This is a genomic window from Streptomyces sp. XY431, from assembly GCF_001279805.1.
GTDB lineage: Bacteria > Actinomycetota > Actinomycetes > Streptomycetales > Streptomycetaceae > Kitasatospora > Kitasatospora purpeofusca.
Genome location: NZ_LGDO01000358.1, coordinates 24,414 through 46,860, shown reverse-complemented (window position 1 = coordinate 46,860; position 22,447 = coordinate 24,414). Strand labels below are relative to the sequence as shown.

20 protein-coding genes and 1 tRNA gene are annotated in these 22,447 nt (G+C 71.9%); 20 read left to right on the top strand and 1 reads right to left on the bottom strand.

The genetic code is table 11. The annotated features are described in order from the left end of the window. The first annotated feature begins 38 nt into the window (after positions 1-38). Together ADK60_RS26340 and ADK60_RS26335 are read left to right on the top strand one after the other, a co-directional pair. Entirely contained in the window at positions 39-482 is a 444-nt protein-coding gene (locus tag ADK60_RS26340; RefSeq protein ID WP_045941648.1) for a MarR family winged helix-turn-helix transcriptional regulator, read from the top strand. A 110-nt stretch (positions 483-592) separates the two neighbouring features. Beyond that, positions 593-1,447, top strand: a complete 855-nt coding sequence (locus ADK60_RS26335; RefSeq protein ID WP_159400591.1) for an LppX_LprAFG lipoprotein — start codon at positions 593-595, stop codon at positions 1,445-1,447. Positions 1,448-1,592: 145 nt separating this feature from the next. On the opposite strand, the gene ADK60_RS26330 is transcribed toward ADK60_RS26335, so the two are convergent. Next, positions 1,593-1,664: transfer RNA gene (locus ADK60_RS26330), tRNA-Arg, on the bottom strand. 181 nt (positions 1,665-1,845) lie between these two features. Between ADK60_RS26330 and ADK60_RS26325 the strand changes: the two genes are divergently transcribed. The 18 genes from ADK60_RS26325 (at position 1,846) to atpE (ending at position 22,445) form a co-directional block, all read left to right on the top strand. Continuing rightward, positions 1,846-2,283 carry a response regulator gene (locus ADK60_RS26325; protein ID WP_107094720.1) on the top strand — a complete coding sequence of 146 codons (438 nt, stop codon included), beginning with the start codon at positions 1,846-1,848 and terminating at the stop codon, positions 2,281-2,283. 87 nt (positions 2,284-2,370) lie between these two features. Next, the gene (argS, locus tag ADK60_RS26320) at positions 2,371-4,026 is read left to right on the top strand and encodes an arginine--tRNA ligase (protein ID WP_053649275.1); all 1,656 of its coding nucleotides are present in this window, start codon (positions 2,371-2,373) and stop codon (positions 4,024-4,026) included. Positions 4,027-4,113: 87 nt separating this feature from the next. Then, positions 4,114-5,508 (top strand): diaminopimelate decarboxylase, encoded by a 1,395-nt coding sequence (lysA, locus tag ADK60_RS26315; protein WP_053649273.1) that lies wholly within the window; start codon positions 4,114-4,116, stop codon positions 5,506-5,508. Between the two features lie 139 nt (positions 5,509-5,647). Next, positions 5,648-6,940, top strand: a complete 1,293-nt coding sequence (locus ADK60_RS26310; RefSeq protein ID WP_045941644.1) for a homoserine dehydrogenase — start codon at positions 5,648-5,650, stop codon at positions 6,938-6,940. Positions 6,941-6,949: 9 nt separating this feature from the next. Further along, positions 6,950-8,047 carry a threonine synthase gene (gene thrC, locus ADK60_RS26305; RefSeq protein ID WP_045941643.1) on the top strand — a complete coding sequence of 366 codons (1,098 nt, stop codon included), beginning with the start codon at positions 6,950-6,952 and terminating at the stop codon, positions 8,045-8,047. Positions 8,048-8,428: 381 nt separating this feature from the next. Next, entirely contained in the window at positions 8,429-9,364 is a 936-nt protein-coding gene (thrB, locus tag ADK60_RS26300; RefSeq protein ID WP_045941642.1) for a homoserine kinase, read from the top strand. A gap of 604 nt (positions 9,365-9,968) precedes the next feature. Beyond that, on the top strand, positions 9,969-12,092 hold the full coding sequence (gene rho, locus ADK60_RS26295; protein WP_053649271.1) for a transcription termination factor Rho: 2,124 nt from the start codon (positions 9,969-9,971) through the stop codon (positions 12,090-12,092). A gap of 134 nt (positions 12,093-12,226) precedes the next feature. Next, positions 12,227-13,342, top strand: coding sequence for an LCP family protein (locus ADK60_RS47820; RefSeq protein ID WP_053649269.1), 1,116 nt, complete (start codon positions 12,227-12,229; stop codon positions 13,340-13,342). Positions 13,343-13,518: 176 nt separating this feature from the next. Continuing rightward, the gene (gene rpmE, locus ADK60_RS26285; protein WP_045941635.1) at positions 13,519-13,740 is read left to right on the top strand and encodes a 50S ribosomal protein L31; all 222 of its coding nucleotides are present in this window, start codon (positions 13,519-13,521) and stop codon (positions 13,738-13,740) included. 142 nt (positions 13,741-13,882) lie between these two features. Beyond that, a complete protein-coding gene (prfA, locus tag ADK60_RS26280; protein ID WP_053649268.1) occupies positions 13,883-14,959 on the top strand; it encodes a peptide chain release factor 1 in 1,077 nt (358 codons plus the stop codon). Positions 14,960-15,017: 58 nt separating this feature from the next. Next, the gene (gene prmC / locus ADK60_RS26275) at positions 15,018-15,884 is read left to right on the top strand and encodes a peptide chain release factor N(5)-glutamine methyltransferase (RefSeq protein WP_030392793.1); all 867 of its coding nucleotides are present in this window, start codon (positions 15,018-15,020) and stop codon (positions 15,882-15,884) included. 118 nt (positions 15,885-16,002) lie between these two features. Beyond that, complete coding sequence (locus ADK60_RS26270) at positions 16,003-16,650, top strand: L-threonylcarbamoyladenylate synthase (RefSeq protein ID WP_053649266.1); 648 nt, start codon at positions 16,003-16,005, stop codon at positions 16,648-16,650. Positions 16,651-16,679: 29 nt separating this feature from the next. Then, positions 16,680-17,321, top strand: coding sequence for an arsenate reductase/protein-tyrosine-phosphatase family protein (locus ADK60_RS26265; RefSeq protein WP_045941638.1), 642 nt, complete (start codon positions 16,680-16,682; stop codon positions 17,319-17,321). Positions 17,322-17,477: 156 nt separating this feature from the next. Then, complete coding sequence (gene glyA / locus ADK60_RS26260) at positions 17,478-18,752, top strand: serine hydroxymethyltransferase (RefSeq protein ID WP_053649264.1); 1,275 nt, start codon at positions 17,478-17,480, stop codon at positions 18,750-18,752. Between the two features lie 160 nt (positions 18,753-18,912). Continuing rightward, positions 18,913-20,283: an MraY family glycosyltransferase gene (locus tag ADK60_RS26255; RefSeq protein WP_053649262.1), complete on the top strand. Its 1,371-nt coding sequence runs from the start codon at positions 18,913-18,915 to the stop codon at positions 20,281-20,283. Positions 20,284-20,566: 283 nt separating this feature from the next. Then, the gene (locus tag ADK60_RS26250; RefSeq protein WP_053649260.1) at positions 20,567-21,010 is read left to right on the top strand and encodes a Cg1360 family ATP-synthase-associated protein; all 444 of its coding nucleotides are present in this window, start codon (positions 20,567-20,569) and stop codon (positions 21,008-21,010) included. Positions 21,011-21,295: 285 nt separating this feature from the next. Next, positions 21,296-22,108: a F0F1 ATP synthase subunit A gene (gene atpB / locus ADK60_RS26245; protein ID WP_053649258.1), complete on the top strand. Its 813-nt coding sequence runs from the start codon at positions 21,296-21,298 to the stop codon at positions 22,106-22,108. A 94-nt stretch (positions 22,109-22,202) separates the two neighbouring features. Next, positions 22,203-22,445, top strand: a complete 243-nt coding sequence (gene atpE / locus ADK60_RS26240; RefSeq protein WP_030302757.1) for an ATP synthase F0 subunit C — start codon at positions 22,203-22,205, stop codon at positions 22,443-22,445. The last annotated feature ends 2 nt before the right edge of the window (positions 22,446-22,447 follow it).

Sequence of the window (22,447 nt, the reverse complement as noted above, 5' to 3'; positions counted from 1 at the left end):
TTCTCTGCTGTCAGAACAGTAAGTGTTAGCGTAGCAATATGGAGATTGATCAGCCGTGGCTTCCGGAGGCGGCGGAGATCCGCCAGGGCACCGTCCGGCTGGCCCGCCGACTGCGCTCCGAACGCGTGGGGGAGGGCCTCAGCCTCAACAAGCTGAGCGTGCTCGGGCACCTGCTCCGGCACGGCCCGATGTCCCCGGGGGAGCTGGCCGCCGCCGACCACCAGCAGCCGCAGTCGCTGACCCGGGTCTTCGCCGAACTGGAGCGGGACGGCCTGCTCCGCCGCGTCCCGGGCGAGCGGGACCGCCGGCAGTCAGTCCTCCACCTCACCGCGGACGGCCGCACCGCGCTGGCCCGGGACATGGCCGGCCGGGACGCCTGGCTGGCGGAGGCGCTGGGCGCCCTCTCCGAGACCGAGCGCGAAGTCCTCCGCCTCGCCGCCCGCCTGATGGACCGGCTGGCGGACGCTCCCGCCCGCCCGTGAAGTCCGCCGCCGCGTCCTCCTTGCCCGGCCGCCCGCCGGATCGAACTCCGTTTCGACCGGTGATCGCGCCCTGTGGGAGGCTCTCCGCGCACTGACCACCGTTTTCCGCCTTGGGGACTTCCACCACGATGCGCCGTACCACCGTCATCGCCGCTGCCGCGACCGCCCTCGCCCTGGCCGCGCTCACCGCCTGCAACGACACCGAGGACAAGACCGCAGGGGCCCCCGCCCCGGCGACCACCGCCGCCGCGCCCGCGACCACCGCGGCCGCCCCCTCGCCCACCGCCACCGAGACCCCGACCCCGGCCGCCACCACCCCGGCGCCGGTCGTCACGACCCCCGCCGCCCCGGCCGGGGACTTCGACCCGGCGAAGGCCGTGGAGAACGCGAGCAAGGAGCCCTACGCGGTCTCCCTGAAGATGGTCACCGAGGTCGGGGGCAAGGCCGCCGGGATCACCACCGCCCGGCAGAACCTCAACACGGCCTACACCGGTCGCGGCGAGATGAAGATCGCCGAGGCCGAGCTCGTGGTCGAGACGGTCACCACCGCCGACGCCACGTACACCCGCATGGGCCCGGGCGAGCAGTGGACCAAGGGGCCGAAGTCCGCCGACACTTCGGCGCTCGACTACACCGTCTACGCCAAGTTGCTGCTGGCCCAGGGCCCGTCCGCCCGCAAGGGCGCGGAGACCCGCGACGGCGTCCCGACGCAGCACCTGTCCGGCCACATCGACCTGGAGCAGATCGCCGAGATCGACCCGCGCACCTACCGCTCGTCGAAGACCAAGGGCATCACCGGCTTCGACTTCGACCAGTGGATCGACGCCCAGGGCCGTACCCGGTACGTCGAGCAGGGTGTGGTCAGCAAGGGTGCCAAGGCCGTCAACAAGGTGACCTTCACCGACTTCGGCCCCGCCGAGACCTTCGCCGCCCCCACCGGCGCGGGCGCCGCGGCCGCGAGCTGACCACCGTCCCCGTGGGGCCGCGACCCGGCCCCACGGGTTGACCGGGTGTCAGCGCCGGAAAAACGGAAGTGCCGGAAAAACGAATCAGGCCCAGTCCGGTGGCAACTCGCCACTGGCCTGGGCCTGTTCTGCACTTCTTGCGAAGTGCCCCCGGTAGGATTCGAACCTACGCACCCGCCTCCGGAGGGCGGTGCTCTATCCCCTGAGCTACGGGGGCTTGCTCGTTGTTGTCGTCGCGTTCGCTTCGACGTGGAGAACACTACCAGGCCCGCGCCGTGCTCCGTGCACGCGTTTCCCGGAGGTCCGACCGGCGGTCCGACGCCGGGTCCGCACAGCCCGTCGGGCGGAAGTGGCCAAAGCCCGGACGGGGCGGCGGGCCCGCCGATACCCTCGGTGAGGTGTCGGGAGTGTCCGGGCGGGTCCTCGTGGTGGACGACAGCGAGGTGATCCGCCAGCTGATCAGGGTCAACCTGGAGCTCGAGGGCTTCGAGGTGGTGACCGCCGCCGACGGTGCCGAGTGCCTGGAGGTGGTCCGCCAGGTGAAGCCCGACGTGGTGACGCTGGACGTGATGATGCCGAGGCTGGACGGTCTGCGGACGGCGGCCCGGCTGCGGGCGGCGCCGGGGACGCGGCTGCTGCCGATCGCGATCGTCAGTGCCTGCTCGCCGTCCGATCTGGATCTGGGGGAGTCGGTCGGGGTGGACGGCTACCTCGGCAAGCCCTTCGATCCGGCGGACCTGGTCGCGCTGGTGCGGCGGCTGATGGAGCGCGACCGGGACCGCGGGGCGGTGGACGGGTTTCGCCCTGGGCGAACAGGCCGGAGTGATCGGGCCTGAGTGATCGGGCCCGAGCGGGGCGCCCCGGTGTCTCAACCGGCAAACCGAGTGGCGAGGGCCCACCCCCTCTCGCCTACGCTTGGCGTCGTGACCCCCGCAGAGCTTTCCCAGGCAGTCCAGGCCGCAGTGAGCGCCGCCGTCGAGGCGGGCGAGCTGGCCGTCGCCGTGCCCGAGCACGTGACGATCGAGCGGCCCAAGAACAGGGACCACGGCGACTACGCGACCAACGTGGCCCTCCAGCTCGCGAAGCCGGCCGGCAAGCCGCCGCGAGCCGTCGCCGAACTGCTGGCCGAGCGCCTGCGCGGGATCACCGGCGTCACCAGGGTCGACATCGCCGGCCCGGGCTTCATGAACATCACCCTCGACGCCGCCACCCAGGGCGAGCTGGCGCGCACCATCGTCGAGGCGGGCCAGGGCTACGGCCGCAACGAGGCGCTCAAGGGCCTGAAGATCAACCTGGAGTTCGTCTCCGCCAACCCGACCGGCCCGATCCACATCGGCGGCGTCCGCTGGGCCGCCGTCGGCGACTCGCTGGCCCGGGTGCTGCGCGCCTCCGGTGCCGACGTCACCACCGAGTACTACCTCAACGACGCCGGCGTGCAGATCTCCAAGTTCGCCAAGTCGCTCCAGGCGTCCGCCAACGGCAGGCCCGTCCCGGAGGACGGCTACGTCGGCGAGTACATCGCCGACATCGCCAAGGCGATCACCGAGGGCGTCCCGGGCGTGCTCGACCTCTCCGAGGACGAGCAGCTGCAGGTCTTCCGCACCGAGGGCCTCAAGCTCATGGTGGCCGAGATCCAGCGCTCGATGGAGGAGTTCGGCACCCACTTCGACGTCTGGTTCTCGGAGAAGTCGCTGCACGACTCCGGCGCCGTCGAGAAGGCCATGGAGCGGCTGCGCGAGCAGGGCCACGTCTTCGAGCAGGACGGTGCGATCTGGCTGCGCACCACCGACTTCGGCGACGACAAGGACCGCGTCCTGATCAAGGCCGACGGCGAGACCACCTACTTCGCCGCCGACGCCGCGTACTACCTGTCCAAGCGGGACCGGGGTGCCGAGGTCTCGGTCTACATGCTGGGCGCGGACCACCACGGCTACGTCAACCGCCTCAAGGCCATCGCGGCCTGCGCGGGCGACGACATGGACCGCAACATCGAGGTCCGGATCGGCCAGTTCGTGAAGATGCTTCGCGACGGCGAAGAGGTCCGGATGTCCAAGCGGGCCGGCAACATCATCACCATCGACGACGTGGTCGAGTGGATCGGCGTGGACGCGGCCCGCTACACCCTGGCGCGGTCCTCCACGGACTCCACCATCACGCTCGACATCAACGTGCTGACCAGCCAGACCAACGAGAACCCGGTCTTCTACGTCCAGTACGCGCACGCCCGGATGTGCTCGGTGCAGCGCAAGGCCGGCGAGCTGGGCATCACGCGCTCCGCCGACTTCAAACCCGAGCTGCTCTCCACCGAGTGGGAGTCCGACCTGCTCGGCCAGCTCGGCGAGTTCCCCCGGGTCCTGGCGACGGCCGGCGAGCTGCGCGAGCCGCACCGGGTCGCGCGCTACCTGGAGGAGCTGGCGGGCAAGTACCACCGCTTCTACGACAACTGCCAGATCCTGCCGAAGGGCGACGAGGAGGTCACTGACCTCACGCACGCCCGCCTCTGGCTGGCCGACGCGACACGCACGGTCATCGCCAACGGCCTCACGCTCCTGGGCGTGACGTCGCCCGAGCGGATGTAGGCACCACCCCCATGCGCACAGCGGGGGCGGCTGACGGTCAACGGGGACCGTCGCCGCCCCTCGCCATAGGTCGAGGAAACCGAGGACATGTCTCGCTCCGCACATCCCGCAGGCCCCCGTCACGGTGACGTACTGCCCGAGGGGCACTACCAGGCCCCGCCGGCGGACCTGAACGCGCTCGACCCCAAGGTCTGGTCGGAGACGGTCGCGCGCGGCGCCGACGGCGTCGTCACCGTCGGCGGCCTGGACGTGAACCGCATCGCCGCCGAGTTCGGTACCCCGGCCTACGTCATGGACGAGGCGGACTTCCGCTCCCGGGCGCGCGCCTGGCGGGACGCCTTCGGCAGTGAGGCGGACGTCTACTACGCCGGCAAGGCCTTCCTCTCCAAGGCGGTCGTGCGCTGGCTGCACGAGGAGGGCCTCAACCTCGACGTGTGCAGCACCGGCGAACTCGCCGTCGCGCTGGCCGCCGGGATGCCGCCGGAGCGGATCGCGCTGCACGGCAACAACAAGTCGGTGGACGAGCTCGAGCACGCGGTGAAGACCGGCGTCGGGCACATCGTGGTCGACTCCTACGAGGAGATCGAGCGCCTGGCGGCCGTGGCCGGACGCCAGGGCGTCCGCCAGCCGGTGCTGATCCGGGTCACCGTCGGCGTGGAGGCGCACACCCACGAGTTCATCGCCACCGCGCACGAGGACCAGAAGTTCGGCCTCTCGCTGACCGGGGGAGCGGCCGCCGAGGCGGTCCGCCGGGTGCTGGCGCACCCCGGGAGCCTCGAACTGCGCGGCATCCACTCGCACATCGGCTCGCAGATCTTCGACACCGCCGGCTTCGAGGTGGCCGCCCGCCGGGTGGTCGGCCTGCTGGCGTCGATCCGCGACGAGCACGGCGTCGAGCTGCCCGAGATCGACCTCGGCGGCGGCCTCGGCATCGCCTACACCAGCGAGGACGACCCGCGCGAGCCGGCCCACATCGCGGCCGCGCTGGCCGAGATCGTCCGCCGCGAGTGCGCCGCCGCGAACCTGACCGCCCCCCGGCTGAGCGTGGAGCCGGGCCGGGCGATCGTCGGCCCGACCGCGTTCACCCTGTACGAGGTCGGCACCGTCAAGCCGCTCGAGGGCCTGCGCACCTATGTCAGCGTGGACGGCGGGATGTCCGACAACATCCGGACCGCGCTCTACGACGCCGAGTACACGGTGGCCCTGGTGTCGCGCACCAGTGAGGCCGGACCGATGCTGGTCCGGGTGGTCGGCAAGCACTGCGAGTCCGGCGACATCGTCGTGCGGGACGCCTTCCTGCCGGCCGACCTGGCCGCCGGCGACCTGATCGCGGTGCCCGCCACCGGTGCCTACTGCCGCTCGATGGCGAGCAACTACAACCACGCCCTGAAGCCTCCGGTGCTCGCCGTCCGGGACGGTGCGGCCCGGGTGATCGTCCGGCGCGAGACGGAGGAGGATCTCCTGCGTCTCGATATCGGATGACGAAATCCTTGTCTCAGATCATGGAACGACCGTAGATCCGTACGGAAAGTCCCGGAGACTGGTAGAGACCGAAAGTCCGGCGGGACACCGAAATGCCCGCCGGAACGACCGAAGAACGACGAATGCAGAGCGGAGTCGGATGATGCGTACGCGGCCGCTGAAGGTGGCGTTGCTGGGCTGTGGTGTGGTGGGCTCCGAGGTGGCGCGCATCATGACGACAGACGCCGCCGACCTCGCCGCGCGCATCGGCGCGCCGGTCGAGCTCGCCGGTATCGCGGTCCGGCGCCAGGGGCGGGTCCGTCCGGGCGTGCCCGAGCACCTGCTCACCACCGATGCCGAGGCCCTGGTCACCCGGGGCGACATCGACGTGGTGGTGGAGGTGGTGGGCGGCATCGAGCCGTCCAAGAACCTCATCCTGGCGGCGTTCGCGCAGGGCGCCTCGGTGGTCAGCGCCAACAAGGCGCTGCTCGCCCAGGACGGCACCGAGCTGCACGCGGCCGCCGCCGCGGCCGGGGTCGACCTCTACTACGAGGCCGCGGTGGCGGGCGCGATCCCGCTGCTGCGCCCGCTGCGCGAGTCGCTGGCCGGCGACCGGGTGAACCGGGTGCTGGGCATCGTCAACGGCACCACCAACTTCATCCTGGACAAGATGGACACCACCGGCGCCGGGTACTCGGAGGCGCTGGAGGAGGCTACCGCGCTCGGGTACGCCGAGGCCGACCCGACGGCCGACGTGGAGGGCTTCGACGCCGCCGCCAAGGCCGCGATCCTGGCCGGCATCGCCTTCCACACCGAGGTGACCGCCGCGGACGTGTACCGCGAGGGCATCACCGAGGTGACCGCCGCCGACATCGCCTCCGCCAAGGAGATGGGCTGCGTGGTGAAACTGCTGGCGATCTGCGAGCGGGCCGCCGACGGCGAGTCGGTGACCGCGCGGGTCCACCCGGCGATGATCCCGCTGTCCCACCCGCTGGCCTCGGTCCGCGAGGCGTACAACGCGGTGTTCGTGGAGGCCGAGGCGGCCGGCCGGCTGATGTTCTACGGCCCGGGCGCGGGCGGCGCGCCGACCGCCTCGGCGGTCCTCGGCGACCTCGTGGCGGTCTGCCGCAACAAGCTCGCCGGTGCCACCGGCCCCGGTGACTCGGTGTACACCCAGCTGCCGGCCAAGCCGATGGACGAGGTCGTCACCCGCTACCACGTCAGCCTGGACGTCGACGACCGCGCGGGGGTGCTCGCCCAGGTCGCCTCCGTCTTCGCCGAGCACGGTGTCTCCATCGACACCGTGCGCCAGCAGGGCCGCGACGGCGACGCCTCGCTCGTCGTGGTCACCCACCGTGCCACCGACGCCGCGCTGTCGGCGACGGTCGACAAGCTCCGCGCACTCGACAGCGTGCGCGACGTGGCCAGCACCATGCGGGTCGAAGGGGAATAGGAACAGATGATGAGCAGCGTTGCCGAGAACGCCGCCAGAGGCACCCACACCCACCAGTGGCGGGGTCTGATCGAGGAGTACCGGGACCGCCTGCCGGTCAGCGCGGCGACCCCCGTGGTCACCCTGCTGGAGGGCGGCACCCCGCTGGTCCCCGCCCAGGTGCTGTCCGAGCGCACCGGCTGCGAGGTCTACCTCAAGGTCGAGGGCGCCAACCCGACCGGGTCCTTCAAGGACCGCGGCATGACGATGGCCATCTCCAAGGCGAAGGAGGACGGCGCCCAGGCCGTCATCTGCGCCTCCACCGGCAACACTTCCGCCTCCGCCGCCGCGTACGCGGTGCGGGCCGGGATGGTGTCGGCGGTGCTGGTCCCGCAGGGCAAGATCGCCCTCGGCAAGATGGGCCAGGCGCTGGTGCACGGCGCGAAGATCCTCCAGGTGGACGGGAACTTCGACGACTGCCTCACCCTTGCGCGTGAACTGTCCGAGAAGTACCCGGTGGCGCTGGTCAACTCGGTGAACCCGGTCCGGATCGAGGGTCAGAAGACCGCCGCCTTCGAGATCGTCGACATGCTCGGCGACGCCCCGGACATCCACGTCCTGCCGGTCGGCAACGCGGGCAACATCACCGCGTACTGGAAGGGCTACCGCGAGTACGCGACGGACGGCCTGGCCACCCGCACCCCGCGGATGTGGGGCTTCCAGGCCTCCGGCTCGGCCCCGATCGTGGACGGCGCCCCGGTGCTCAAGCCGCAGACCATCGCCACCGCGATCCGGATCGGCAACCCGGCCTCCTGGGACTTCGCGCTCGCCGCGCGGGACGAATCGGGCGGTCTCATCGACAAGGTGACGGATCGTCAGATTCTGTCCGCGTACCGGCTGTTGGCCTCCCAGGAGGGCGTCTTCGTGGAGCCCGCCTCGGCCGCCTCGGTGGCCGGCCTGCTGGCCAAGGCGGAGGCCGGCCTGGTCGACCCGGGCCAGCGGATCGTCTGCACCGTGACCGGCAACGGCCTCAAGGACCCGGACTGGGCGGTGGCCGGCGCGCCGCAGCCCCGGATCGTCCCGATCGACCCCGAGGCCGCCGCCCGGCAGCTGGGCCTGCTCGACTGACGGAGCGTCCGGCGGAACACCGTACGGACGGCGGGTGGACGAACATCCCCCCACCCCGGGCCGACCCTTTCGGGGGTCGGCCCGGTCTCGTTCTCGACTGACACTTTTGTGTCAATTCAGTGGTGGATTCGGATCCGAATCCGGCATGAATTCCGGCCAGAACCGGCAACACACCAGATCGAAGGCCCACGGGGTGTACCGCTGTGGAACCTGTCTTCGATACTCTGGGTGCGGCCGTGTGGCACATGCCCCGGGTCCGACCCCGTTCCGGGCCGCACCACCGAATGTGACCGCCCGCCCCGGCCGGGGCCCCGCGGCCCGCTCCCCACCCTCGCACCGACGCGCTTCGCGCCGCCCGATTTCCCCAGGAGAGTCCACCGCATGGCCGGTCCTGCGTTCCGTGCCGCCGCCGTCCGGGTCCGGGTCCCCGCGACCAGCGCCAACCTCGGTCCGGGGTTCGACGCCTTCGGACTCGCCCTGGGCCTGTACGACGACGTGGTCGTCCGGGTCGCCGACTCCGGGCTCTCCGTCGACATCGCGGGCGAGGGCGCCGAGACGCTTCCGCGCGACGAGCGCCACCTGCTGGTCCGCTCGATGCGCGCCGCCTTCGACCGGCTCGGCGGCCAGCCGCGCGGCCTCGAAGTGGTCTGCGCCAACCGCATACCGCACGGTCGCGGCCTGGGCTCCTCGTCCGCCGCGATCTGCGCCGGCATCGTCGCCGCCCGCGCCGTCACCATCGGCGGCCCGTCCGCCCTGGACGACGACGCGCTGCTGGCGCTCGCCTCGGAGCTGGAGGGCCATCCGGACAACGTAGCGGCCTGCCTGCGCGGCAACTTCACCGTGGCGTGGACCGAGGAGGACCGGGCCCGGGCGATCGCCCTGGAGCCCTCCGCCGAGGTCGTCCCGGTGGTGTTCGTCCCGGCCACCGAGGTGCTCACCGAGACCGCCCGCGGACTGCTGCCGAGGACCGTCCCGCTGGCCGACGCCGCCGCCAACGCCGGCCGGTCCGCGCTGCTGGTCGAGGCGCTCACCCGGCGTCCCGACCTGCTGCTCGCCGCCACCGAGGACCGGATCCACCAGGACTACCGGGCCTCCGCGATGCCGGACAGCGCCGCGCTGGTGGCCGCGCTGCGGGCCGAGAACGTGCCCGCCGTGATCTCCGGCGCCGGTCCGACCGTGCTCGCGCTCACCGACGAGGCGGGCGTGCAGAAGGTCCTGGACTTCGCGGCGGACCACGGCAGCGGCGGCCCGGCGTTCGACGCCCACCGGCTCGAACTCGACCGGACCGGAGCCTCGGTGCTCCCGCTCGACGTCTGAAACACCCCGTCCGCGGCGGTCCGGCCCGGTGCGCCGGCACCGGGCCGTCCGGACACGATTGGCAAGCGCAAGGCTGGGGAATGTCTGAGGGGGTCGGTAGTGTTAACCTCATTGCTGCACCAGGTGCCCTCCGGGGCTCGGTGCGCCGCGTCCCGATCCCAGCACTCCGCGTCAGCGGAGTCCAGGCGATGCACGGGGCGACGATTCTCCGGGAGCCCACCGCAGCGCGTACGCAGCCTGCCTGCGCGACTTGCGGCCGCATCCCGAAGCCGTGACGGCACCTGACTCCCACCCCGCGGCCTCCCACCTGGAGGAACAGGACGGGCGGAGCACGGGCCACCGTCACGCGACGGGGGCCCGGGATTCGCAGGCAGCGTGGGGGCAGCTCCCGGCCGGCGGCCGGGGGAGGGTCGGGCACACGACCGTCCCGCCACGCCACTCAGCACCACCGTGCTTCTAGCACCGCACCTCGCAGCTCTCCCCCGACCGGCACCGCCGTCCGGGGGAACACCGCCTCGGACCGACGCAGTCGAGCGTTGGTCAGGACAGCACAACCGGTCGCCGAGCCAGACAGGCCGACGTCCGCTCCAGGGAAGGACCCTTAGTGAGCGACACCACCGATCTGATGGGCGCGCGCCCGGACGCCGAGGCGTCGGACGCCGCCGCCGCCCCCGCGGCCCCGGCGCGGCGCCGCCGCACCGCCGCCGCGGGCCTGGACGGCATGGTCCTGGCGGAGCTGCAGAAGCTCGCCGGTGACCTGGGCATCACCGGTACCGGGCGGATGCGCAAGAGCCAGCTGATCGAGACCATCAAGGAGAAGAGCGGGGGCGACCCGCTCCTCGCCGGCGCCACCGCCGCTCCGGCCGCCAAGCGCGCGGCCAAGGCCGAGACCGCCGAGCCGGCCGAGAAGCCCGCCCGCCGGACCACCAAGGCCGCTGCCGCCCGGGCCGAGGCCCCGGCCGCCGCCGAGGCGCAGGCCCAGATCGAGATCCCGGTCCAGGCCGCCGCCGAGACCGCCGCGCCGGCCCGGGCCGAGCGCACCCGCCGTCGGGCCACCTCCGCCGCCGGTGCGCCGGTGGCCGAGGCCACCGAGGCGCCCGCCGCCGTGGCGACCGAGGCCAAGCAGGCCGAGGCCCGTCCCGAGGGCGCCCGCGCCCTGGAGGGCCGCGAGGAGGGTCGCACCGAGACCCGCCGCGACCGCCGGGACCGTCGCGACCGCCGCGAGGGCGGCGAGCGCGAGGGCCGCCAGGAGACCGCCGAGGCCCCGGCCGGCCAGGACGGCGACGGGCGCGAGTCGCGTCGCGACCGCCGCAACCGCCGGGACCGGACCGACCGCCCCGAGCGTGCGGACCGCACCGACCGTGCCGACCGCCAGGGCGGCCAGCAGGGCACCCAGGGCGAGGGCCAGCAGAGCCGCCAGCCCGCCACCCAGCAGGCCCAGCCGCAGGCGCAGGCGCCGCAGGGCGGTTTCGACGACGACGAGTTCGGTGACGGCCGGCGCGGCCGCCGCGGCCGCTACCGCGACCGCCGGGGCCGCGGCAGCCGCCGCGAGGGCTTCGAGGCCGGTGTCGCCGAGCCGCAGATCGGCGAGGACGACGTCCTGATCCCGGTCGCGGGCATCCTGGACATCCTCGACAACTACGCGTTCGTCCGCACCTCGGGCTACCTGCCGGGCCAGAACGACGTCTACGTCTCGCTCGCCCAGGTCCGCAAGAACGGCCTGCGCAAGGGTGACGCCATCACCGGCGCGGTGCGCCAGCCCAAGGACGGCGAGCGCCGCGAGAAGTTCAACGCCATGGTGCGGCTGGACTCCGTCAACGGCATGGACCCGGAGAGCGGCCGCGGCCGCCCCGAGTTCAACAAGCTGACCCCGCTGTACCCGCAGGACCGGCTGCGTCTGGAGACGGACCCGGGCATCCTGACCACCCGGATCATCGACCTGGTGTCGCCGATCGGCAAGGGCCAGCGCGGTCTGATCGTCGCGCCGCCGAAGACCGGTAAGACCATGGTGCTGCAGGCGGTCGCCAACGCGATCACCCACAACAACCCCGAGTGCCACCTGATGGTCGTCCTGGTCGACGAGCGTCCGGAAGAGGTCACCGACATGCAGCGGTCGGTGAAGGGCGAGGTCATCTCCTCGACCTTCGACCGCCCGGCCGAGGACCACACCACCGTCGCCGAGCTGGCCATCGAGCGCGCCAAGCGCCTGGTGGAGCTGGGCCACGACGTGGTGATCCTGCTGGACTCGATCACCCGTCTGGGCCGCGCCTACAACCTGGCGGCGCCGGCCTCCGGCCGCATCCTGTCCGGTGGTGTCGACTCGACCGCGCTGTACCCGCCGAAGAAGTTCTTCGGTGCCGCGCGCAACATCGAGAACGGCGGCTCGCTGACCATCCTGGCCACCGCGCTGGTCGAGACCGGCTCGCGGATGGACGAGGTGATCTTCGAGGAGTTCAAGGGCACCGGCAACATGGAGCTCAAGCTCGACCGGAAGCTCTCGGACAAGCGCATCTTCCCGGCCGTCGACGTGGACGCCTCCAGCACCCGCAAGGAGGAGATCCTGCTCGGTGCCGACGAGCTCGCCATCGTCTGGAAGCTGCGCCGGGTGCTGCACGCGCTCGACTCGCAGCAGGCGATCGAGCTGCTGCTGGACAAGATGAAGCAGACCAAGAGCAACGCCGAGTTCCTGATGCAGATCGCCAAGACGACCCCCGGGTCCAGCGACTGACCTTCCTCGGTACACGGACGAGCCCCGGCCCGCGCGAGCGGCCCGGGGCTCGCCGCGTTCCGGACCGGTGTTTGTTCCAGACTTGGGACAGTCTGGACTCTTTCAAGCATCTTGTCCGATTTATTCTGGACCGTATGGCCGAACACAAGAGGGTCCCGAGCCGCCGCCGCAAGCTCCTGCGCGCGGCCGCCTGCGGGTCCGTCGCGCTCGTCGTCCTCGGCGCCGGGGCCGCCGGGTACGCGTACCTGCGGCTGGACGGCAACATCAAGAGCGTCGACATCGACGGCCGGCTCGGCACCTCCCGCCCGCCCACGGCCACCGACGGCTCGTTCAACCTGCTGGTGCTCGGCTCGGACTCGCGGGCCGGCGGCAACGCGGACCTGGCCGGCGGCGACACCGGCGGCACCGCCCGCTCGGACACCGCGATGGTGCTGCACGTCAACCAGGACCACTCCCGCGCCGACGTGGTCTCCATACCGCGCGACACCCTCGTCCCGCGCCCCGAGTGCACCGACCGGCAGGGCCGGGCGGTGCCGGCCGCCAAGCGCGCGATGTTCAACAGCGCCTACGAGGCCGGCGGCGCGACCTGCGCGGTGAAGACCGTCGAGCAGCTCAGCGGGCTGCGGATGGACCACTACGTCGAGGTGGACTTCGCCGGCTTCGCCCGGCTCGTGGACGCGGTCGGCGGCGCCACCGTGACCACCACCGTGGCCATCCACGACAAGGACAGCGGCCTGGACCTCCAGCCCGGCGAGCACCACCTCGACGGCAAGCAGGCGCTCGCCTTCGTCCGCACCCGGCACGGCGTGGGCGACGGCAGCGACCTCGGCCGGATCGAGCTGCAGAAGCAGATGGTGCGCTCGCTGCTCAAGCAGGCCGGCGGCGTGGGGCTGATGACCAACCCGGTGAAGCTCTGGTCGGTCGGCGACACCCTGACCCGCTCGATCACCACCGACTCCGCGCTCGCCTCGGTGAACTCCCTGGTCGGCCTGGCCGAGCAGCTCAAGGGGATCGGGCCGGACCAGCTCGGCATGGTCACCCTGCCGGTGACGGCCGCCCCCGGCGACCCGGACCGGGTGGTCCAGCTGCAGCCGCAGGCCGACCAGCTGTGGGCGGCCCTGAAGGCCGACCGGCCGGTCCCCGAGGCCGTGGCCGCCACCCAGCCGCCAAACCCCGCCCAGGCCACCCCCACGGCCCCGGCGAAGGCACCCACGACGGCACCCACGACCGCCCCCGCCCGACGCGGCTGAGCCCCGGGCGAGACCCGGTCGGCCCCCGGCGGGGTCCGGCGGGGTCCGGAATATCCCGGAGCGCCCCCCGGTTTGGGAAGAAGCGGCCGGTCCTGGCAGACTGGTCCGTCGGTCCCGGTTCACGAGCGGCGTCCCCGCCGCCGACCCGGTGCCCTCCCGAACACTAGGAGAACCCCTTGAAGTCCAACGCTCACCCCGAGTACGTGCTCACCCACGTGACCTGCACCTGTGGTGCCGAGTTCACGACCCGGTCGACCGAGAAGAGCGGCGAGATCCGCGCCGAGGTCTGCTCGCAGTGCCACCCGTTCTACACCGGCAAGCAGAAGATCCTCGACACCGGTGGCCGCGTCGCCCGCTTCGAGGCCCGCTTCGGCAAGACCCACAGCGCGAAGGCCTAGCGCTCCCTCGGCGCCGGTTCCCGGTGCCCCCGTACTCGTTCCGGGGGCATGGGGGACCGGCGCCGTTCGCGTCCCTCGCACCCTCCGCGCTCCGCGGTCCCCCTCAGATCCACCCGCCGATCCCCGGGAAGAAGGCCACCCCATGTTCGAGGCAGTCGAAGAGCTCCTCGTCGAGCACGCCGCCCTCGAGGCGAGGCTGGCCGACCCGTCCGTCCACGCCGACCAGGCGAACGCCCGCAAGCTGGCCAAGCGCTACGCCGAACTGACGCCGATCACCCGGGTCTTCCGGGCCTGGCGGCAGGCCGGCGAGGACATCGAGGCCGCCCGCGAACTCGCCGCCGAGGACCCGGAGTTCCTTGCCGAGGTGAAGTCCGGCGAGGCCCGGCGCGAGGAGCTGACCGAGGAGCTGCGGCTGCTGCTGGTCCCGCGCGACCCGAACGACGACAAGGACGTCATCCTGGAGATCAAGGCGGGTGAGGGCGGCGAGGAGTCCGCGCTGTTCGCCGGCGACCTGCTCCGGATGTACCTGCGGTTCGCCGAGCGGATCGGCTGGAAGACCGAGCTCATCGACTCCAACGAGTCCGACCTCGGCGGCTACAAGGACGTCTCGGTGGCCGTGAAGACCAAGGGCAACGCCGAGCCCGGCCAGGGCGTCTGGGCCCGGCTGAAGTACGAGGGCGGCGTGCACCGCGTGCAGCGCGTCCCCGCCACCGAGTCCCAGGGCCGCATCCACACCTCGGCGGCGGGCGTGCTGGTCACCCCCGAGGCCGAGGAGGTCGAGGTCGAGATCGTCGCCAACGACCTGCGGATCGACGTGTACCGCTCCTCCGGCCCGGGCGGCCAGTCGGTCAACACCACCGACTCCGCGGTCCGGATCACCCACCTGCCGACCGGTATCGTGGCGTCCTGCCAGAACGAGAAGAGCCAGCTGCAGAACAAGGAGCAGGCGATGCGCATCCTGCGTTCGCGGCTGCTGGCCGCCGCGCAGGAGGAGGCCGAGCGCGAGGCCTCGGACGCGCGCCGCAGCCAGGTCCGCACGGTGGACCGCTCCGAGCGGATCCGGACGTACAACTACCCGGAGAACCGCATTTCGGACCACCGGACGGGCTTCAAGTCGTACAACCTGGACCAGGTGCTGGACGGCGAGCTGAACGCCGTCATCCAGTCCTGCGTCGACGCGGACGCCGCGGCCAAGCTCGCCGCGGCCCAACAGAACTGACACCGGCGGCGGCGGGACCGACGTCGAGGCCGGAGAGCGGAAGCAAGAGGTCGTACGGATGAACCTGCTACTCGCCGAGGTGGCCCAGGCCACCCAGCGGTTGGCCGCGGCCGGCGTGCCGTCGCCGCGCTTCGACGCGGAGGAACTCGCCGCACACGTCCACAACGTCAGGCGCAGCCAGCTGCACACCGTCAAGGACGCCGACTTCGACGCCCGGTACTGGGAGGCGGTGGCCCGCCGGGAGGCCCGCGAGCCGCTCCAGCACATCACCGGCCGGGCGTTCTTCCGCTACCTGGAGCTGGAGGTCGGCCCCGGCGTCTTCGTGCCCCGCCCGGAGACCGAGTCGGTGGTCGAGTGGGCCATAGACGCCGTCCGCGACATGGACGTGGCCGAGCCGCTGGTCGTCGACCTCTGCTCCGGCTCCGGCGCCATCGCGCTCGCCCTCGCCCAGGAGCTGCCCCGCTCCGTCGTCCACGCCTTCGAGCTGGACGAGGGCGCGCTGCCCTACACCCGGCGCAACATCGGCTCCTCGCCCGACCGCGCCCGGGTCACCCTGCACGAGGGCGACGCCACCCGGGCCTTCGAGGACGACCGCGCCTGGGACGGCCGCTTCGACCTGGTCATCTCCAACCCGCCGTACATCCCGCTCACCGAGTGGGAGTACGTGGCGCCGGAGGCCCGCGACCACGACCCGCAGATGTCGCTGTTCTCCGGCGAGGACGGCCTGCACACCATCCGCGGCATCGAGCGCGTCGCCGCCCGCCTGCTGCGCCCGGGCGGCGCCGTGGTGATCGAGCACGCCGACACCCAGGGCGGCCAGGTCCCGTGGATCTTCAACGAGGAGGCCGGCTGGACCGACACCGCCGACCACCGCGATCTGAACAACCGCCCGCGCTTCACCACGGCCCGCAAGGCGTCGCTGTGACCGACCGGGTGGCCGACGGGCACCGCGGCCCGTCGGGGCGCCGGAGCGGCGCCGCCGACACCAGCACGAGCACCACCACGAGCACCACCATGAGCCCGTCCGGAAGGGGACCGCACCGATGAGCCGCCGCTACGACTGTGCCGATGCCGGGGACCGCGCCACCGGTCTGCGTGAGGCCGCCTCTGCCGTCCGCCGCGGCGAACTCGTCGTGCTGCCCACCGACACCCTCTACGGGGTGGGCGCGGACGCCTTCTCCCCGGAGGCGGTGGCCGCCCTGCTCGCCGCCAAGGGCCGCGGCCGCAACATGCCCTCGCCCGTCCTGGTCGGCTCGCCGACCACCCTGCACGGCCTGGTCACGGACTTCTCCGAGCAGGCCTGGGAGCTCGTCGACGCCTTCTGGCCGGGCGGGCTCACCCTGGTCGCCAAGCACCAGCCCTCGCTGCGCTGGGACCTCGGCGAGACCCGTGGCACCGTCGCGGTCCGGATGCCGCTGCACCCGGTCGCCATCGAACTGCTGAACGCCACCGGTCCGATGGCCGTCTCCAGCGCCAACCGGACCGGCGGCCCGTCCCCGGCCACCTGCGACGAGGCCCAGCAGCAGCTCGGCGACGCCATCTCGGTCTACCTGGACGGCGGCACCGCCGACCACGCCCAGGCCTCGTCGATCGTCGACGTCACCGGCAAGGTGCCGGTACTGCTGAGGGCCGGCGCGATCTCCGTCGAGCAGCTGAGGGAGGTCGTCCCCGACCTGGAGGCCGGCAGTTGACGGCCGCCTCCCTCCATGCCGGGCCCGGCATATCGCCGTACCTGAGCGTGGGACCCAGGCCGCTGGACCACTTCCGGATCCTGTACGTGTGCACCGGCAACATCTGCCGCTCGCCGATCGCCGAGCGGCTCACCCGGCGTGAGCTGGACACCCGGCTGAACCCCCGGGTGGCCGGCCGGATCCTGGTCGAGTCGGCCGGCACCTGGGGCCATGTCGGCGCGCCGATGGAGGACCACGCCGCCACGGTGCTGGACGAGTACGGCGCCGACAGCGGCGGCTTCACCGGCCGCGAACTGCTGGACGAGCACGTGGTCGAGGCCGACCTGGTGCTCACCGCGACCCTGGACCACCGGGCCCAGGTCATCTCCATGGGCCACGAGGCGGGGCTGCGCACCTTCACCCTGAAGGAGTTCACCCGGCTGGTCCGGACGATCGACCCGGGGACCCTGCCGGACCCGCGCCGCGGCGCCGACGTCACCGAGCGCGCCCGGGCCCTGGTCCGGGCCGCCGCGGCGCTCCGCGGCTGGCTGCTGGCCGCCGACCCCGAGACGGACGAGCTGCACGACCCGTACGGCGCGCCGATCGGGATGTTCCGCAACTGCGGCGAGGAGATATTCCACGCCGTCGACCCCGTGGTCACCGCTCTCACCGGGGTCCGCGCGCTGCACTGAGCGCCGACCCGCTCGCCGGCCGGTCGCCGTGGCACCACCGGCCCGGTCGCGCCGCTTCGTACGGCCGGGCGTACCCCGGCACGCGCCGCCGTGCCGGGGCGCGGGGGCGGTCCTACGCTGGAGGGATCCGACCCGACGCGCCCGGGAGCCCCCGCCATGACCGTCACCGATGCCGCGACCGGCCCCGTCGAGACCCCCGAGGCGCTCTCCGCCGCCCTGTTCCGGGCCGATCCCCAGCTGGCCGACCTGATGGCCGCCGAGGCCGAACGGCGGGCCGAGACGATCCAGCTGCTGGCGGGGGAGAACCTCACCCGCCCGGCCGTGCTGGCGGCCCTCGTCGGCCCGCTGATCGACAAGTACGCCGAGGGCTACCCCGGCCGACGCCACCACGCCGGCTGCTCGCTCGCCGACGCCGCCGAGCTGCTGGCGATCGACCGGGCCCGCGAGCTGTTCGCCGCCCCGCACGCCAATGTCCAGCCGCGCTCCGGCACCGCGGCGATGCTCGCCGCCTACGCCGCGCTGCTGCGGCCCGGCGACGTGGTGCTGGCGATGTCGCTGGAGCACGGCGGCCACCTCAGCTGCGGCTCGCGGGCCAACTTCTCCGGCCGCTGGTTCGACTTCGTCGGCTACGGGGTGCGCCGCGAGGACGGGCTGATCGACCTCGACCAGGTCCGCGAGCTGGCGCTGCGCCACCGGCCGAAGGCGATCGTGGCAGGTTCCATCTCCTACCCGCGGCACCCCGACTGGGCCGCCTTCCGGGCGATCGCCGACGAGACGGACTCCTATCTGGTGGCCTCCGTCGCGCAGACCACCGGCCTGGTCGCGGCCGGTGTCGCGCCGTCCCCGGTGCCGTACGCGGACGTCACCGTGGCGGCCACCCACAAACTGCTCCGGGGCCCGCGCGGCGGTCTGCTGCTGTGCACCGCCGAGCTGGCCGAGCGGGTCGACCGGGCGGTCTTCCCGTTCAGCCAGGGCGGCGCCGCGATGAACGAGGTGGCCGGCAAGGCCGTCGCGCTGGCCGAGGCCGCCACCCCCGCCTTCCGGGCCTACGCCCACCGCACGGTGGCCGGGGCACGGGTGCTCGCGGACGGGCTCGCGGCGGTGGGCGCGCGGCCCTTGACCGGGGGGACCGACACCCATCTGGTGACCGCCGACGTCGGCGCGCTCGGCGTCAGCGGGGCCGAGGCGGAGCGCCGCTGCGCGGCCGCCGGGCTGCTGCTCGGCAAGTGCGCGCTGCCGTACGACCCGGCGCCGCCGTCGGAGGCCTCCGGGATCCGGCTCGGGACCGGTACCGTGACCACGCAGGGCATGGGGGAGACGGAGCTGGCGGAGATCGCCGCCCTGATCGGACGGCTGCTCGCCGGGGGTACGGACGTCCGGGTGGCGGAGCGGGTCAGGGAGCTCGCGCGGGCCTTTGCCGTGCGGCGTTGACCGCGCTTCCGAATCTCCTACCCGGTAGGGCGAACCGCGATGCGTGCCACCGGCGTCCGACTCAATAAGGTGTGTGCCGTGGCGACGCACCTCGAACCTCGGACAGGCACGGGAGTACCTTCGGTACCCAACCGTCGGACAGCGCTGCGGGAGGCCAGTGGTGCGTGAGTATCTGCTGGTGCTGTTCTGCACCGCGGCGGTCACCTATCTGCTGACCGGCCCGGTCCGGAAGTTCGCCATCGCGGCGGGGGCGATGCCCCCGGTCCGCGCGCGCGACGTGCACCGCGAACCGACGCCGCGGCTCGGCGGCATCGCGATGTTCGGCGGCCTCTGCGCGGGCATCCTGGTCGCCTCCCAGCTCGACAACCTGAGCAAGGTGTTCTCCCAGGGCACCGACATCCGCGCGCTGCTCTCCGGCGCCGGCATCATGTGGCTGCTCGGCGTGCTGGACGACAAGTGGGGCGTGGACGCCCTGGTGAAGCTGGGCGGCCAGATGATCGCCGCCGGTGTGATGGTCTGGCAGGGCGTCACGGTGATCACCCTGCCGGTGCCCGGCGTCGGGCCGGTCGCGGTCAGTCCGACCCAGGGCATGGTCATCTCGGTGGTCCTGGTCGTCGTCATGGTCAACGCGGTGAACTTCATCGACGGACTGGACGGCCTGGCGGGCGGCATGGTCTGCATCGCCGCGATCGCCTTCTTCCTGTACTCGTACCGGCTCTGGTACGGCTACACGATCTCCGACGCCGCCCCCGCGGTGCTGTTCAGCGTGCTGCTGATCGGCATGTGCCTGGGCTTCCTGGCGCACAACATGCACCCGGCCCGGATCTTCATGGGCGACTCCGGCTCGATGATGCTCGGCCTGATGCTGGCCGTCGCCGCGATCTCCATCACCGGCCGGGTCGATCCCGACCTCATCACCAGCGAGCTGGGGTCGCAGACCGCCACCGTGCACGCCCTGGTGCCGATCTACATCCCGCTGCTGCTGCCGCTGACGGTCATCGCGCTGCCGCTGGCGGACCTGCTGCTCGCCGTGGTCCGCCGCACCTGGGCGGGCCAGTCCCCGTTCGCCGCCGACAAGCGGCACCTGCACCACCGACTGCTCCAGGTCGGCCACTCGCACAGCCGCGCCGTACTGATCATGTACTTCTGGGCCGCGCTGATCGCCTTCGGGACCGTCGCCTTCTCGGTCACCAACACCGGCCGGACCGTCGTCCTCACGCTGGCCGGGCTCTGCCTGGTCGGCCTGGTGGTGCTGCTCACCCCGCGGTTCCGGCCCCGGGCCCCGCGCGCGGTGCAGGCCTTCGTGCCGCCGCGCTACCGCCGCCGTCCGGTGGCCAGGCCCGCTGCCGCTGCTGCCGCCCCGGTCGCGGAGAGCACCGAGCTCACCGCCGAATCGGCCGGACGTACGGACTCCGAGCCGATGGCCGAACTGTCGGCCGAGGACAAGCGGCTGCTCGGCGGAGTGCCCAAGGGATCCTCGGCGGTCACCGGCCGCGGACACGGCAACGGCCGCGGCCACGGGGAGAGGTGAGGGCGCGTCAAGCGGGTTCACCCGATCGGCGGCACCCTTGGGCCATCGGTGTGACAGGTGCCACATATTCATGGTAAAGCTCTCATCAAATAGTTTGTGATACCGTTCACGAGTACCGAGAACGCGCCGAAAGACCTGACAGGTGGATGACTTCCGTCCCTGGCGGGTCCCACTCGACGGGCTCGCCGTCGAGCGGCCGGCCCGCGGTGGTTCCGGTCCGGTATCACCACCGAGTTCTGTGCCCGTCCCCCCGCCACATCGACATGCCGCCGGAGTTGCCGACATGCCGTCCAACGACGCCCGGATCCTCCGAGGCGCCGCGATCCCCACTGCGGTCGCCGGAGTCATCGCCATGGCGATCTCCTTCGCCGTCGCGGGGGGCAAGGGCCTGCTCGGGGCCCTCTTCGGCGCCCTGCTCGTGCTGGTCTTCTTCGCCTCCGGCCAGGTCGCCCTCGACCGGCTGACCAGGTCGAACCCGCAGATGATGATGGCCGTCGGGCTGCTGGTGTACACCACGCAGATCCTGCTGGTCGGCATCGTGCTGGCGGTCTTCAAGGACACCGAGCTCTTCAACCGGCAGGCCTTCGCCTTCACCCTGCTGGGCTGCGTGCTGATCTGGACGGGCTTCCAGGTGCGCGGCTTCCTCAAGGCCAAGACCTTCTACGTCGAGGCCGACGCCTCCGAAAACAAGGCCGAGAAGCCCTCGGACAAGGGGCGTCAACAGTGACGACGGCCCACTGTCCCCCCAACGAGGGGGGCGGTGTTTATGCCGCGCTGACGGACTGCTATCGTCCGTCGCAACAACGGAGTACGGGAAGAGGCCAGGTCCATCCGCAGCGCGGATCGATCGCCCCCCGGATCCGCGAAGTCTTCGATGATCCCGCGGTGGTGCAGCGCACCGCCGGGTGGGGTCGGCGAGAAATCCATCAAGTTCCAGTGCCGCTCCGTGGTCGCAGGCCACGCCGACACACCGAGGTTGCCGTAACCATGCGTCACGACGAAGGAGTCCGTGGTGAGTGCTGAACTCACGTCCCTCGCCTCAGGCAGTTGCCACTTCGGGGACGCTGGCTGCGGCTTCCCGGCCCCGGGTCTGAACGAGTTCCAGTTCGAGCCGATTTTCACGATCGGCAGCTTCGAGTTCAACAAGCCGATGCTGCTGTCGATGGTCGTCTCGGTTCTGGTGATCGGCTTCTTCTGGGCCGCCTTCGCCAAGCCGCGTCTCGTCCCCGGCAAGCTGCAGCTGGTCGGTGAGATCGGCTACGACTTCGTCAAGCGCTCCATCGTGCTGGAGACGATCGGCAAGCGGGGCGAGAAGTACGTCCCGATGCTCGTTTCGATGTTCTTCTTCATCTGGCTGATGAACATCATGTCGATCATCCCGTTCGCCCAGTTCCCGGTGACCGCGGCGATCGCGTTCCCGGCCGGCCTCGCGGCCGTGGTCTGGGTCACCTACATGACGCTGACCTTCAAGAAGCACGGCTTCGTCGGCGGTCTCAAGAACCTCTGCTGGCCGTCGGGCATTCCCGGCTGGGTCATGTTCATCCTGGTGCCGATCGAGTTCTTCTCGAACATCTTCGTGCGCCCCTTCACGCTCGCGGTCCGAGCCTTCGCGAACATGTTCGCCGGCCACCTGCTGATCGTGATGTTCTCCATCGCCTCCTGGTACCTGCTCAGCCCGACCCTGGGCGCGCTGTACGGCTCGGTCTCGTTCGTCGTGACCCTCGGCCTGACCGCCTTCGAGCTGCTGGTCCAGTTCCTGCAGGCCTACATCTTCGTGATGCTGGCCAGCAGCTACATCGCCGGTGCTCTCGAAGAGGCGCACTGAGCTTGAGGGCCCCGGCCCTCCCCGAACCACCCCCCGATGATCGCCCGGTGGCCAATCACCGCCGGTTCACCACCCCTGCAAAGGACACATTGCAATGAGCATGCTCGCTGAGGTCGGCGTCTACGGTTCCGTCGCGTCCATCGGCTACGGCCTCGCCGCGATCGGCCCCGGCATCGGTGTCGGTCTCATCTTCGGCAACGGCGTCCAGGCCATGGCCCGCCAGCCCGAGGCCGCCGGCCTGATCCGTTCCAACATGTTCATCGGCTTCGCGCTGACCGAGGCGCTCGCCCTCATCGGCATCGTCATGCCGTTCGTCTTCGGCCAGGGCCCCAAGTAATC